Genomic DNA, 13,558 nt, shown 5'->3' on the forward strand with positions numbered 1-13,558 from the left:
AAGCATGGTGGGCATGGAAGCGTTCGACGTCCTCGGCGACCCCGTGCGGCGGCGGATCGTCGAGCACCTCGCGCGCGGCGAGCGCCCCGCGGGGGAGATCGCCGACCTCGTCGGCGCGGAGTTCGGGATCAGCCAGCCCGCGGTGTCCCAGCACCTGCGGGTCCTGCGGACCAGCGGGTTCGCGACGGTGCGCCCCGAGGGGACGCGCCGTCTCTACGCGCTCGATCCCGACGCCCTCGACGCGGTCGAGGACTGGGCCGCGGGGCTGCGCCGGTTCTGGGAGCAGCGGCTCGACGCGCTCGGGACCGAGCTGGCCCGCGGCGCGCGCGGACGCCGCAGGGCGGGGGCCGCGCGCGCCGCCGAGGACGACGAGCACCCGACCGACACCACCAGGAGGACGGCATGAAGGACTTCATCGCGGAGCTCGAGGCGGCGCGCCGCAGCGTCGGGACGGGCTCGCTCCCGGCGGGCGAGGCCCGCGTCATCACGATCGAGCGCACGTACCCGGTGGACGTCGAGGACGTGTGGGACGCCGTCACCGACCCCGAGCGCATCCCGCGCTGGTTCCTGCCCGTCACGGGCGACTTCCGCGTGGGCGGCGCGTTCCAGGTCGAGGGCAACGCCGGCGGCGAGATCCGCGCGTGCGACGCGCCGCGGCTCCTGCGCCTCACGTGGGTCATGGGCCCGCCGACGCCGGAGGACTCCTCGGTCGTCGAGGTGCGGCTCGCGCCCGCGGACGGCGGCGGGACGACGCTCACGCTCGAGCACACCGCCGTCGTGCCGCCCGAGATGTGGGACCAGTTCGGCCCCGGGGCCGTCGGGGTCGGCTGGGACGGTGCGCTGCTGGGGCTCGGGCTCCATCTCGACAGCGGCGAGGCGCTCGACCCGGCCGCCGTCCTCGAGAGCCCCGAGCTGCGCGCGTTCAACGTCGCGAGCAGCGCCGCGTGGGGCTCGGCGCTCGCCGCGGCCGACGGCCTCGGCGAGGACGAGGTCGCAGCCCGCGTGGCCGCGACGACGGCGTTCTACGTCCCCGCGGAGGACACCTCCGCCCAGGGCTGACGCGGCCCGTCCCGTGGCCCGGGTGTCCCGCCCCGGGCGGAGGCGCCGGCGCCGGAGTCCGCCGTGGGGCGGATGTTCACCCGCGGTTCACCCGGCATACCCTCGTCCGGTGACTGTGCCCGACTCGTCCCGAACCGCGACCCTCACCCCACCCCGCACCGACCCCGGCCTCGCGCACGAGGCCCCGCCGGTCGCTGGACCGGACGCGTCGCCCGGGCTCGCGGGGCAGGCGCTCGCGGCGCTCTCGTGGCTCGCGGGGGCGGCGCTCGTCGTGCTCGTCGCGCGGCTGCTGCGAGGCCCGAGCGAGGCCCTCTACCTCGCGCTCACGGCCCGCACGGCCGACCTGCCCGGCTCGGGCCTCGTCGCCGAGGGCGGCGTGCTCGTGCTCCTCGGGCTGTGCGCGGCGGTCGCGTGGCGGTCGCGCCGTGGCGGGCCCGCGGCCGTCGCGACGACGCTCGCCGCCGGGGCCGGGGCCGTGGTCGCGTACGCCGCGAGCGAGGCGGTCAAGTCGCTCGTCCGCCAGCCGCGCGGGTGCTGGGAGCTCGTCGAGGTCGCGCACTGCCCGGTCGTGGGCGACTGGTCGTTCCCGAGCAACCACACCGCGATCGCCGCCGCGCTCGCGACGGCGGTGGTCCTCGCGGGCGCGCCGGCCGTCCGCGCGCCGGGCGCCGTGCCCGCCCGGCACGGGTACCGGGCGCCGTGGCACGCGGTGCTGACGTGGGTGGTCCTGCCGGTCGTGCTCGCGGTCGCGGTCGCGGCGGCGCGCGTCGTCGAGGGCGTCCACTTCCCGCACGACGTCGTGGCGGGCGCGGCGGTCGGGGTGGCCGTCGTCGTGGCGACCGTGACGCTCCTCGCGGGTCCCGCGACGACCGCGGTGACCGCGGCGTGCCGGGTCGACGGCGTGCGGCGCGTGCTCCTCGCCGCGAGCTGAGGTCAGCGCGGGACGGTGACGAAGACGTCGAACAGCTCGGGGTGGTGGGCGTGCACGAGCACCATGAACACCACCACGTCGAAAAGCAGGTGCACCGCGACGACGTAGGTGAGGGACTTGCTCCAGGAGAAGATCCAGCCCTGGACGAGCGCGAACGGGACCGTGAGCAACGGGCCCCACTCGCGGTACCCGAGCTCCCACAGGAACGACACGAACACCGTCGCCTGCAGCAGGTTCGCCGTCCACAGCCCGAAGTGCTCGCGGTAGAGCGCGAACACGACGCACACGAAGAACAGCTCGTCCCAGATCCCCACCGCGTTGACCCCGACGAACAGGCGCGCGATCTCCTGCCCGCCTGTGATCTCGGGCCAGTTGCGGTACGCGCCCGACCCGATGAAGTAGAACGGCAGGATCAGGTACCCCGCCACGACCACCACGACGAGGTAGACGACCTGCCCGCGCGACCATCGCCGGCCGGTCGCCACGGGGAACCGGACCGCGTCCTCGCGGAACGCGAACCGGGACAGCGCCCAGGGCACGAGCACCGCGAGCGAGAGCACGACGGCGAACCGGAGCATCCCCGCGTCCGACAGGTCCGCCTCGAGCGAGATCGTCGAGATGATCGCCATCCCCACGGCCACGAGCGCGAGGTCGCGCCCGAGCCGGCGGTCGACGAGCAGCCCCAGCCCGACGCCGAGCACGAGCGGCACGTACCCGAGCGGGCGCACGTGGACCGCGAACAGCAGTACGGCGGCGCCCGAGACGAGGACCGCGGCGAGCAGCCGCGCGGGCGAGCCGGTCGCCCACGGCGAGCGCACGGCGTCGGGCACGGGGGCGGGGGCGGGTGACGTCACCCGCACACGGTGCCATGATGCGAGGCGTGGAGCGACGGCCCACGCGGCAACCGGGGCGGCGCGGCGAGCTCGACGCGGTCCGGGCGGCGGTCGTCGCGGGACTCGTGCTCTTCCACGCCGCGCTCGTGTTCGACGCGCGCGACGACTTCTACGTGAAGAACGCCGAGACCACCGAGCTCACGACGTACGTCGTCGCGCCGGTCGTCGTGTGCGCGATGCCCCTGCTCTTCGCCGTCGCGGGCGTCGGGGCGTGGGGCTCGGTGCGGCGGCGCGGACCTGCCGGGTACGTGCGCGAGCGCATGCTGCGGCTCGGCGTGCCGCTTGTGGTCGCGCTCGTCGTGCTCCTGCCGTTCCCGCCGTGGCTGCGGGCGCGCGCCGACGGCACGTGGACCGGCTCGTACCTCGCGTTCTGGCCGCGGTTCTTCGCCGTGCGGCTCGAGCCCGGGGACTTCCCGTTCGTCCTCGACGGCGAGCACTTCGAGACCGGGCACCTGTGGTTCCTCGTGCTCCTGCTCACGTGGGCGTTCACGCTCGCCGCGCTCGTGCGGCTCGTGCGGCTCGTGCCCGGTGACGTCGCGCACCGCGTGCGCGAGCGCCTCGGGTCGGCCGCCGGAGGGCGGGGCGCCGTGCTCGTGCCCGCCGTGGCGGTCGGGGCCGTGTGCGCGGCGCACGAGCTCGAGGAGGGGTTCGCGGCGTGGAGCCGGTGGGCCTACCTGCTGTTCTTCCTCGGCGGCGTCGTCCTCGCGTCCGACGAGCGGTTCCGCGCGGCGGTGCGTCGCGACGCCGGGCTCGCGGGGCTCGCCGGGCTCGTCGCGTTCGCGGCCGGGATGGCGCTGTTCCTCGGGCCCGCCCAGGAGGTCGGCGCGTTCACCGGCGACGGCGCGGCGCAGCTCGCGTTCCGGTTCCTCTACGGCGTCGCGGGGTGGTGCTGGGTCGTCGCGCTGCTCGGGTACCTGGACCGCTGGGGCGCGCGCCGTCGCGCGGCGACGGCCGGCGGGGCGTCCCACGGCACCGACCCCGTGCCGGAGCGCGCGTGGCGGCGCCGGGCGTGGGCGTACCTCGGGGCGGCGGTGCTCCCGCTCTACGTGCTGCACCAGCCGGTCGTCGTCGCCGTCGCCCACCCGGTCGTGCGGTGGGACCTCCCCGCGCCCGTGAAGTACGCGGCGATCGTCGTGCTCTCGTGCGTCGTGCTCGTCGCCGTGCACGACCTCCTCGTGCGGCGCACGCGCGTGACCCGCGTGCTCCTGGGGATGCGCGCCTGACGCGCGACGACCCCCGGCCCGGGCGGGTCGGGGGCCGCTGGTCACGTCCGGCCCGGCGCTACGCGGCGCTCGGGAAGGGGACGCCCGTGGTCGCGTGGCAGCGGTAGCCGTTCGGGTTCTTGTCGAGGTACTGCTGGTGGTAGTCCTCGGCGTAGTAGAACGGGCCGGCCTCGGCGGCGGGCCGCATCTCGGTCGTGATCGGGTCGTATCCCTTGGCCTCGAGCACCGCGCCGTAGCGCTCGGCGGTCTCCCGGACCGCCCGCTCCTGCTCCGGCGTCGTCCAGTACACGGCCGACCGGTACTGCGTGCCGACGTCGTTGCCCTGGCGGAAGCCCTGCGTCGGGTCGTGGCGCTCCCAGAAGATCTTGAGGAGCTCCTCCTCGGAGACCTTCGTGGGGTCGTACGCGACGAGCGCCGTCTCGGTGTGGCCGGTGCGCGCGGTGCACGCCTCCTCGTAGGTGGGGTTCGGCGTCGTGCCGCCCATGTAGCCGACGGCGGTGCTCACCACACCGGGGACCTGCCAGAAGATCTCCTCGGCGCCCCAGAAACAGCCCATCGCGAGGTAGAGCACGCGCGTGCCCTCGGGCCACGGGCCCGTGATGGACGTGCCGAGCACGGTGTGCGGGCGCGGGTTCTGCAGGACCGGGGACTGGCGCCCGGGGAGGGTGTCCTCGGGGGCGACCATCGTCGTCTTGCCGGACGAGCCGAAGATCGCGTCGAAGATCGAGTTCATCGCTTACCTCCTGAAGGGGCCGGGACGACCGGGGCGCTGGCCCACGACGCATCGTCCTGGCACGGGGTAGAACGCAGCAGGGGTGCCCGGTGTTCCGGCCCGCGTCGCGTGCTCGCCGCAGGCTCTCACGGCACGATCGAGTCGATGTAGCCGCCGTCCACGCGCACCGCGGCGCCCGTCGTCGCCGAGGCGAGGGGCGACGCGAGGTAGGCGACCATGTGCGCGATCTCCTCCGGCTCGATGAGGCGCTGGAGCAGCGACTGCGGGCGGTGCTGGCGCATGAACACGCGCTGCGCCTCGTCCCACGGCAGGTCGTCGCCCACGAGCTCGCGCGCGAACGCCTCGACCCCGCCCGTGTGCGTGGGCCCGGCGAGCACGCTGTTCACCGTGACGCCCGTGCCGGCCGCCGCCTTGGCGAACCCGCGCGAGACGCCCAGCAGCGCCGTCTTCGTCACGCCGTAGTGGATCATCTCGGCCGGGATCACCACGGCCGAGTCGCTCCCGACGAACTGCACGCGTCCCCAGCCGCGGTCGACCATCCCGGGCAGGTAGGCGCGCGTCAGACGCACGCCTGCGAGGACGTTCACCTCGAAGTAGCGGCGCCAGGTGGCGTCGTCGATCGCGAGCGGGTCCTCGCTCGAGAAGATGCCGAGGTTGTTCACGAGCACGTCCACGTGGGGGACGGCGTCGAGCACGGTCGCGGTGCCCTCGTCGGTCGCGAGGTCCGCGGCCACGCCGAGCACGTCCGCGCCCGGCACGTGCTCGCGCACGTCGGCGGCGGCCCGCTGCGCCGTCTCCTCGGAGCGCCCGTTGACGACGACCGCCGCCCCGCACCCCGCGAGCGTGCGCGCGATCGCCAGGCCGATGCCCTGCGCCGAGCCGGTGACGAGCGCTCTCCTGCCGTCCAGGTCGATCCTCATCCAGGGGCTCCTTCCGGGTCGCCGGACGACGGTCGCCGCCCGCCTCCTACCGTGCCGCGCGACCGTCACCGCCGCCACCGTCACCCCGCCGGCCGTCCCGGCCCGAGCATGCGGTCCTGGCCCGTCCAGGCAACGGGACGAGCCAGAACCACATGCTCGGCGCACGGGGCGCGCCGTAGGGTGGTCGGGTGACCACCCCGAGCGAGCACCCCGACTGGACCACCACCGGCTTCTCCACGCGCGCGATCCACGCGGGGCAGGACCCGGACGCGACGACCGGCGCCGTCGTGCCGCCCATCCACCAGGTCTCGACGTACAAGCAGGACGGCGTCGGCGGCCTGCGCGGCGGCTACGAGTACTCGCGCTCCGCCAACCCGACGCGCACCGCGCTCGAGGAGGCGCTCGCGGCCGCGGAGTCCGGCGGGCTGCCGTCGACGCCGGACGGGTCGCCCGCCGCGCGCGGGTACGCGTTCGCGTCGGGCCTCGCCGCGGAGGACACGCTCCTGCGCGCGGTGCTGCGCCCCGGCGACCACGTGATCGTGCCCGACGACGCGTACGGCGGCACGTACCGCCTGATCGCCCGGGTCTTCGGCCCGTGGGGCGTCGAGCACACGCCCGTCGACCTCACCGACGTCGACGCCGTCCGCGCGGCCGTGCGGCCCGAGACGAAGGTCGTGTGGGTCGAGACCCCGACGAACCCGCTGCTCGGCGTGAGCGACGTCGCGGCGCTCGCGGGCGTCGCGCACGAGGCCGGGGCGCTGCTCGTCGTCGACAACACCTTCGCGACCCCCTACCTGCAGCAGCCGCTCGCCCTGGGCGCGGACGTCGTCGTGCACTCGACGACCAAGTACGTCGGCGGGCACAGCGACGTCGTGGGGGGCGCGCTCGTCGTCGCGACGGGCGCGCAGCTCCCGGGCGGCCTGGCGTCGCCGGCGGGCGGGACGGACGTCGCGGGCGCGGTCGGATTCCACCAGAACGCGTCGGGCGCCGTCGCGGGGCCGTTCGACGCGTGGCTCACGCTGCGCGGGCTCAAGACGCTCGCCGTGCGCATGGACCGCCACCAGGCGAACGCCGCCGCGGTCGCGGAGTTCCTCGCGTCGCACCCCGCCGTGACCGAGGTGATCTACCCGGGCCTCGCGACGCACCCGGGGCACGAGCTCGCGGCGCGGCAGATGCGAGGCTTCGGCGGCATGGTCTCGTTCCGCGTCGGCAGCGAGGCGAAGGCCCTCGACGTGTGCGCCCGCACCCAGGTCTTCACGCTCGCGGAGTCCCTCGGCGGCGTCGAGTCGCTCATCGAGCACCCGGGACGCATGACGCACGGCTCGGTCGCGGGCACGGCGCTCGAGGTGCCCGACGACCTCGTGCGCCTCTCGGTCGGCATCGAGGACGTCGAGGACCTCGTCGCCGACCTCGAGCGCGCGCTCGCCTGACGGCGAGATCCTGCGCACACCGCGCGAATCGCGCGCGCCGCTCCGCCCCCGGCGACGCCCCGCTCACCTAGGGTTTGACCGTGACCGCGCAGACCGACCACCGCACCCCCGACCCGCTGCCGCCGGGGCGCCCCGGCACGACGCCCGTCCCCGACTCGGTGCGCTCGGCCGCGGCGTGGTCGTGGCGCCTGCTGCTCATCGGCGCGGCGATCGCCGCGGGCCTGTGGCTCGTCACGCAGCTCAAGGTGATCGTCGTGCCCATCGCGGTCGCGCTGCTGCTGACGGTCCTGCTCACGCCGGTCCAGCGCTTCTACGCGCGGAACCTGCGCATGTCGCGCGGGCTCGCGTCCGGCGCCGCGCTCATCAGCCTGCTCGTGGTGCTCGCGGGGCTCGTGACCGTCGCCGGGCAGCAGATCGTCGGCGGCTTCCAGGACCTGCGCGACCAGGCCGTTGACGGGTTCGAGCAGTTCACCGACTGGCTCGCCGAGGGCCCGCTCGGGCTCGACTCCATCACCATCTCGCACTGGCTCGACCAGGCCGGCAGCGCCGTCTCCGAGAACCAGGACTCGATCGTGTCCGGCGCGCTGGGCGCCGCGACGACCCTCGGCCACGTCGTCGCGGGCGCGCTCATCGCGCTGTTCTGCACGTTCTTCTTCCTGCTCGACGGGCGGGCGATCTGGTCGTGGGTCGTCGGGCTCCTCCCGCTGCGCGCCCGGGACCGCGCGCACCAGGCCGGCCGCCGCGGCATCGTCACGCTCGCCGCGTACACGCGCACGCAGATCCTCGTCGCCGCCGTGGACGCGGTCGGCATCGGGATCGGCGCGGCGTTCTTCGTGCCGGGCCTCGCGGTCCCGCTCGGCATCCTCGTGTTCGTCGGCTCGTTCATCCCGATCGTCGGTGCCATCGTCACCGGCTCGATCGCGGTGCTCGTCGTGCTCGTCGCGCAGGGCTGGGTCCAGGCGCTCGTCATGCTCGGGATCGTGCTGCTCGTGCAGCAGATCGAGGGGCACATCCTCCAGCCGTTCCTCATGGGCCACGCGGTCTCGCTGCACCCGGTGGCCGTGCTGCTCGTCGTCGCCGCGGGGAGCTTCGCGGCGGGGATCGTCGGCGCGCTGTTCGCGGTGCCGCTCGCGGCCGTCCTCAACACCGTCGTGCTGTACCTGCACGGGCACGACAAGTTCCCCGAGCTCGGCACGGAGGACCGGATCGTCGTGCGGGGGAGCCCGCAACCCCCGGTGGTCGCGCGCGCCGAGGCCGACCTGCAGGTCGCCGGCGTGCGGCGCCGCCGGCCCCGCCGCGAGCGGCCGGCCGTCGAGGACTCGCCCGTCGCCGGGCCCGAGGACGCGGGCGCGGCCGACGACGCGCCGGGCGGCGCGCGGTGACCCAGGAGGTCGCGCGGGTCACGCTCGACGACGTCCGCGACGCCGCCCGCCTGCTCGACGGCGTCGCGTACCGCACCCCGGTCCAGACGACCCGCGCGATCAGCGAGGCGGCCGGCGTCCGCGTGCTGCTCAAGTGCGAGAACCTGCAGCGCGCGGGGTCGTTCAAGGTGCGCGGCGCGTACGTGCGCATGGCGCGCCTGAGCGACGAGGAGAAGGCGCGCGGCGTCGTCGCCGCCAGCGCGGGCAACCACGCGCAGGGCGTCGCGTTCGCCGCCGGCCTGCTCGGCATCCGCGCCGTCGTGTACATGCCGGTCGACGCGGCGCTGCCCAAGGTCGCGGCGACCCGCCAGTACGGCGCCGAGGTCCGGCTCGTCGGCGCCGACGTCGACGAGACCCTCGCGGCCGCGCGCGCCGAGGCCGAGCGCACGGGCGCGGTGTTCATCCACCCGTTCGACCATCCCGACGTCGTCGCGGGCCAGGCCACGATCGCGCTCGAGATCCTCGAGCAGGTGCCCGACGTCCGGACCGTCGTCGCGCCGCTCGGCGGCGGCGGCCTCGTCGCGGGCCTCGCCGCGGCGTTCGCGCAGGCCGCGCCGCACGTGCGCGTGGTCGGGGTGCAGGCCGAGCGTGCCGCGGCGTACCCCGCGTCGCTCACCGCGGGCGAGCCGACGACGGCCCGCATCGCCGCGACGATGGCCGACGGCATCGCGGTCGGCACGCCCGGCGCGGTGCCGTTCGGCATCCTGGCGCGGCACGGCGTCGAGGTCCGCACCGTGACCGAGGAGGAGATCTCCCGGTCGCTGCTCATGGTCGCCGAGCGCGCGAAGCTGCTCGTCGAGCCCGCCGGGGCCACCGGCGTCGCCGCCCTGCTGTCCGGGACCGCCGCCGTCGACGCGGGCGCCGCCGACCCCGTGGAGGGCCCGGTCGTCGTCGTGCTGTCGGGCGGGAACATCGACCCGCTCGTGCTGCTGCGCGTCGTGCGGCACGGCCTCGCCGCCGCGGGCCGGTACATCCAGCTCCAGGTGCTGCTCGACGACCGCCCCGGCGCCCTCGCGCGCATGCTCGAGGCCGTCGCGGCCAAGCGCGGCAACATCATGCACATCGACCACGACCGCACCGACGTCGGCCTCGCGATCGGCGAGGCGTGGGTGCGCATGCAGGTCGAGACGAAGGGCCCCGAGCACTGCGACGAGCTCGTCGCGCACCTGCGCTCCGAGGGCTACCGCGTCGAGCGGAGCGACGGCGGCACGCCCCGGGTCTGACCGGGCCCGGACGCGCCGCGGCCCGGCACCTCCGGGGGAGGGCCGGGCCGTCGGAGCGTCCGTGCGGGCGAGGTGCGTCAGCCCTCGAAGGGCTTCGCGGCCGTGATCCTCACGGCGATCTCGTTGCCGTTGGGGGCGGTGTAGCTCGTCTCGTCGCCCACGGTCTTGCCGTCGATCGCGGCACCGAGCGGCGACGTCGGCGAGTACACGTCGAGGTCGGTCGTGCCGGCGATCTCGCGCGAGCCGAGCAGGAACGTCATCTCGTCACCCGCGACGACGGCGGTGACGACCATGCCGGGCTCGACCTTGCCGTCGTCCGGCGGCGTGCCGATCCGCACGTTGCGCAGCTTCTCGGTGAGCTCACGGATGCGGGCCTCGTTCTTGGCCTGCTCCTCGCGCGCGGCGTGGTAGCCGCCGTTCTCCTTGAGGTCGCCCTCGTCACGGGCAGCGGCGATGCGCTCCGCGATCTGCGTGCGGCCCTCGCCGGACAGGTGGGCGAGCTCGGCCTGCAGCCTGTCGTGCGCCTCCTGGGTCAGCCAGGTGACGGTGGTGTCGGTCACGGTTCGCTCCTTCCTTTCCATGGTCGACGGCCGGGTCGGTCGCACGGCCGTACGGGTGCGGGCAGCCGGGGCGCGTGCGTTCGCGGTGCGCCTGCCTGCCCGGGTCGGTGACGCTGACCGGGTGGCAGCGCGTAGGACTGGTCTCCCGCCGGTCCTCCGTGGGTGCCCGGTGGACGTGTGCCTGTCACGGGCACCTGCCACGGGCTCCACGCGGTGGGTGCGGGAATCCCTCAGGATAGCAAAGCACGAGGTACCGACGGCGCCGGCGCAGGTCGGCGCGGGCGCGCCGGACCGGTCGTGGGCCCGGTCAGGGCACGACGCGGCACGACTGCACCACGCCCGTCGTCGCGAGCTCGGACGTCGCGACGCTCACGGTGTAGCGGGACTGGGCGGACTCGACCGGCCCGACCGTCACGTCGACCGTCCCGACCTGCGCGTAGCTCTCCGCGAGCGCGTCCAGCGTGCACGTCGCCGTCGTGCCCGGGTCCATGTAGACCTCGAACGTCACGTCCACGCGCTCCGGGCCCACGACGGTGAACCCGAAGTCCTTGTAGCGGACCGGCTCGTTCGCGTACCGCAGCCCGATGACGAAGGTCACGGCGAGGCCCACGACCGCCACGAGGACGATGCCGACGACCGCGAGGCGTCGGCGCCGCTCCGTCGGCTCGGGCCCGTACCGGCCCGCCGGCGGTCGCAGGGGCGCGCCCGGGCTCGGCTGCGGGGCGGTGGTCTCGTTCGTCATGGCTGCGGGTCCCGTGGTCGGTGCCGCCGCGCCCGGTCGCTGGCCCGGCGGCGTGCCGGCGGTGACCGGCGGTTCGTCAGGTGTGGGCGCGGTGGGGGATCATGTCCTCGACCCATCTTCGCAGAGCCCCGGCGCTCGTCGTGCACCCACGACGTCCGCGGCCGTGCGAGGAGACGCACGACGCACCCGGGAGGACCAGTGGCCGAACCCGCGGCCGGATCGACCACCCATCGCGAGCAGCCGGAGAGGCTCCGCCTCCTGGCCGTGCACGCCCATCCCGACGACGAGTCGAGCAAGGGCGCCGCGACCACCGCGCGCTACGCGGCCGAGGGCGTCGACGTGCTCGTCGCGACGTGCACCGGCGGCGAGCGCGGCGACATCCTCAACCCCGGCTTCGGCGAGGGGCCCGAGGGCATCGAGGGCATGCGCGCCCTGCGGCGCGTCGAGATGGCGGCCGCGGCCCGCGCGCTCGGCGTCCGGCAGCACTGGCTCGGGTTCGTCGACTCGGGGCTCCCGGAGGGCGACCCGCTGCCCCCGCTCCCCGAGGGCTCGTTCGGCCTCGTGCCCCTCGAGGAGGCCGCCGCGCCGCTCGTCGAGCTCGTGCGCGAGTTCCGCCCGCACGTCATGACGACGTACGACCCCACGGGCGGGTACCCGCACCCCGACCACGTGATGTGCCACCGCGTCGCGTTCGAGGCGTTCCACGCCGCGGGCGAACCTGACCGCTACCGGCGCGAGGGCGGCGCGGCACCCTGGTCGCCGCTCAAGCTCTACTACAACCACGACTTCTCGATGAACCGCATCCGCACGCTCCACGAGGCGATGCAGGGCGCCGGCCTGGAGTCCCCGTTCGGCGACTGGGTCGAGTCCCGGTCCGCGCGCGAGATCCCCGAGCGCGAGGTCACCACGCGCGTCCACGTCGCCCGGTACTACGCGCAGCGCGACGCCGCGCTCATCGCGCACGCCTCCCAGATCGACCCCGAGGGCTTCTTCTTCGCCATCCCGCGCGACCTCGAGGTCGACGTGTGGCCCTACGAGGAGTTCGAGCTCGCCGAGTCGCGCGTCCCCACCGACCTGCCGGAGGACGACCTGTTCGCCGGCGTCCGCGAGCTCGTCGCCGCCGAGGAGGCCGCCCGGTGAGCCCGACGACGTCCCTCCCGGACACCCTGACGCTCACCGGGGCCGGCGGCCCGGGCTGGGCCGCCGACGTCGTCGCCGAGACGGCCACGCCGAGCCCGTCCGACGACCCGCTGCGCGAGGACCTCGAGCCCACCGACGTCTCCCCGGGACTCGTCGGCTTCCTCGCGATCTTCGCCGTCGCGCTGGCCGCCGTCGGCCTGTTCTTCGGTCTCTCCCGCCAGCTCCGCCGCATGCGGCACAACGCCGAGGTGCAAGGGATCGGCGCCGACGGCCCGCTCGACGAGAGCGGGACCGACGACGCGACCGGCTCGGCGCCGGACGCCGGCGACGGTGCAGCCCGTGACGGCGCGCCCGGCGACGGGGCGCCCGGCGCAGGACCCGGCGGGCGGGACTGAGCGTGGGCGCCGGCGCGCGCGTCACGATCGGCCAGATCGAGGTCTCGGCCGACCACGCCGCCAACCTCGTGACCGTCGCGGCCGCGTTCCGCGAGGCGGCGCGCGTCGACGCCGACCTGCTCGTGCTGCCCGAGTACGCCGCCGCCTTCGAGCCCCGCGGCACCGGCGCCGAGCACGCCGAGCCGCTCGACGGGCCGTTCGTCACCACGCTGCGCCGCCTCGCGCGCGAGCACCGCGTCGCCGCGATCGCCGGCACCCTCGTGCCCGGCAGCGCGCCCGGGCGCGCCGTCAACGTCGTCGTCGCCGCCGACGCGCACGGCGAGATCGTCGGCACCTACCGCAAGGTCCACCTCTACGACGCCTTCGGGCACCGCGAGTCCGACCTGCTCGACGCCGGCGACCCCGCCGCACCCCCGCTCGTCCTGCGCGTCGGCGACCTCACGTGCGGGGTCATGACCTGCTACGACCTGCGCTTCCCCGAGAGCGCGCGGCGCCTCGTCGACGCGGGCGCCGACGTGCTCGTCGTTCCCGCCGCCTGGGCCGCGGGCGACCTCAAGGCGGACCAGTGGCGCACCCTCGCCCGGGCCCGTGCCATCGAGAACACCGCCGTCGTGCTCGCCGTGGGCCAGGCCGGCAAGGGCGTCATCGGACGCTCGCTGCTCGTCGGGCCCGACGGGCAGGTGGGGCTGGAGCTCGGCGAGCGGGCGGAGCTGCGCAGCGCGGACCTCGACCCGGGGGCGTTGGCGAGCGTGCGGGAGCGGAACCCGTCGCTCGCGAACCGGCGCTACGCGGTGGTGCCGCGGGGCTGAGGCGCACTGCTCCGGGCGGTGCCTCCCCCGGGCGGTGCCTCCCGAGGGGCGGCGGCGGGTCTACCATCCGCCCGCTCGT

General features: G+C 75.5%; 15 protein-coding genes. 10 read left to right on the plus strand and 5 right to left on the minus strand.

Features of this window, described 5'->3' with window-relative positions; genetic code table 11:
* Nucleotides 1-13: 13 nt before the first annotated feature.
* The 3 genes from GYH36_RS09190 (at nt 14) to GYH36_RS09200 (ending at nt 1,990) form a co-directional block, all read left to right on the plus strand.
* Nucleotides 14-406, plus strand: coding sequence for an ArsR/SmtB family transcription factor (locus tag GYH36_RS09190; RefSeq protein WP_024839456.1), 393 nt, complete (start codon nt 14-16; stop codon nt 404-406).
* Nucleotides 403-1,059: an SRPBCC family protein gene (locus GYH36_RS09195; RefSeq protein ID WP_024839455.1), complete on the plus strand. Its 657-nt coding sequence runs from the start codon at nt 403-405 to the stop codon at nt 1,057-1,059. Before GYH36_RS09190 ends, GYH36_RS09195 begins: the two co-directional genes overlap by 4 nt.
* A 109-nt stretch (nt 1,060-1,168) precedes the next feature.
* On the plus strand, nt 1,169-1,990 hold the full coding sequence (locus GYH36_RS09200) for a phosphatase PAP2 family protein (protein ID WP_162289699.1): 822 nt from the start codon (nt 1,169-1,171) through the stop codon (nt 1,988-1,990).
* 2 nt (nt 1,991-1,992) lie between these two features.
* On the opposite strand, the gene GYH36_RS09205 is transcribed toward GYH36_RS09200, so the two are convergent.
* Nucleotides 1,993-2,844: a CPBP family glutamic-type intramembrane protease gene (locus tag GYH36_RS09205; protein ID WP_376739817.1), complete on the minus strand. Its 852-nt coding sequence runs from the start codon at nt 2,842-2,844 to the stop codon at nt 1,993-1,995.
* A gap of 26 nt (nt 2,845-2,870) precedes the next feature.
* Here GYH36_RS09205 and GYH36_RS09210 point away from each other — a divergent pair, with 26 nt between their 5' ends.
* Nucleotides 2,871-4,106: an acyltransferase family protein gene (locus GYH36_RS09210; protein ID WP_203231723.1), complete on the plus strand. Its 1,236-nt coding sequence runs from the start codon at nt 2,871-2,873 to the stop codon at nt 4,104-4,106.
* A 58-nt stretch (nt 4,107-4,164) separates the two neighbouring features.
* Here the strand turns inward: GYH36_RS09210 and msrA are convergent, their stop codons facing one another.
* Together msrA and GYH36_RS09220 are read right to left on the minus strand one after the other, a co-directional pair.
* Nucleotides 4,165-4,839: a peptide-methionine (S)-S-oxide reductase MsrA gene (gene msrA / locus GYH36_RS09215; RefSeq protein ID WP_034603345.1), complete on the minus strand. Its 675-nt coding sequence runs from the start codon at nt 4,837-4,839 to the stop codon at nt 4,165-4,167.
* A 125-nt stretch (nt 4,840-4,964) separates the two neighbouring features.
* The gene (locus GYH36_RS09220) at nt 4,965-5,759 is read right to left on the minus strand and encodes an SDR family NAD(P)-dependent oxidoreductase (RefSeq protein ID WP_162289701.1); all 795 of its coding nucleotides are present in this window, start codon (nt 5,757-5,759) and stop codon (nt 4,965-4,967) included.
* Between the two features lie 188 nt (nt 5,760-5,947).
* On the opposite strand from GYH36_RS09220, the gene GYH36_RS09225 reads away from it, so the two are divergent.
* The 3 genes from GYH36_RS09225 to ilvA all read left to right on the plus strand — a co-directional run bounded on the left by GYH36_RS09225 (nt 5,948) and on the right by ilvA (nt 9,833).
* Nucleotides 5,948-7,189, plus strand: a complete 1,242-nt coding sequence (locus GYH36_RS09225; protein ID WP_162289702.1) for a cystathionine gamma-synthase — start codon at nt 5,948-5,950, stop codon at nt 7,187-7,189.
* A gap of 80 nt (nt 7,190-7,269) precedes the next feature.
* The gene (locus GYH36_RS09230; RefSeq protein ID WP_376739818.1) at nt 7,270-8,571 is read left to right on the plus strand and encodes an AI-2E family transporter; all 1,302 of its coding nucleotides are present in this window, start codon (nt 7,270-7,272) and stop codon (nt 8,569-8,571) included.
* On the plus strand, nt 8,568-9,833 hold the full coding sequence (gene ilvA / locus GYH36_RS09235) for a threonine ammonia-lyase (RefSeq protein ID WP_162289703.1): 1,266 nt from the start codon (nt 8,568-8,570) through the stop codon (nt 9,831-9,833). Before GYH36_RS09230 ends, ilvA begins: the two co-directional genes overlap by 4 nt.
* A 77-nt stretch (nt 9,834-9,910) precedes the next feature.
* Here ilvA and greA read toward each other — a convergent pair whose 3' ends face one another.
* On the minus strand, nt 9,911-10,393 hold the full coding sequence (greA, locus tag GYH36_RS09240) for a transcription elongation factor GreA (protein ID WP_024839446.1): 483 nt from the start codon (nt 10,391-10,393) through the stop codon (nt 9,911-9,913).
* Between the two features lie 307 nt (nt 10,394-10,700).
* Nucleotides 10,701-11,135, minus strand: coding sequence for a DUF4307 domain-containing protein (locus GYH36_RS09245; RefSeq protein WP_155099822.1), 435 nt, complete (start codon nt 11,133-11,135; stop codon nt 10,701-10,703).
* A gap of 258 nt (nt 11,136-11,393) precedes the next feature.
* Here GYH36_RS09245 and mca point away from each other — a divergent pair, with 258 nt between their 5' ends.
* The 3 genes from mca to GYH36_RS09260 are packed head-to-tail and all read left to right on the plus strand — an operon-like array spanning nt 11,394 to nt 13,479.
* A complete protein-coding gene (gene mca / locus GYH36_RS09250; protein ID WP_115943745.1) occupies nt 11,394-12,275 on the plus strand; it encodes a mycothiol conjugate amidase Mca in 882 nt (293 codons plus the stop codon).
* Nucleotides 12,272-12,670 (plus strand): hypothetical protein, encoded by a 399-nt coding sequence (locus tag GYH36_RS09255; protein ID WP_115943041.1) that lies wholly within the window; start codon nt 12,272-12,274, stop codon nt 12,668-12,670. Before mca ends, GYH36_RS09255 begins: the two co-directional genes overlap by 4 nt.
* Before the next feature lie 2 nt (nt 12,671-12,672).
* Nucleotides 12,673-13,479, plus strand: coding sequence for a carbon-nitrogen hydrolase family protein (locus tag GYH36_RS09260; RefSeq protein ID WP_312028574.1), 807 nt, complete (start codon nt 12,673-12,675; stop codon nt 13,477-13,479).
* Nucleotides 13,480-13,558 lie beyond the last annotated feature (79 nt).

This window comes from Cellulosimicrobium composti (assembly GCF_010287905.1).
GTDB classification, from domain to species: domain Bacteria; phylum Actinomycetota; class Actinomycetes; order Actinomycetales; family Cellulomonadaceae; genus Cellulosimicrobium; species Cellulosimicrobium composti.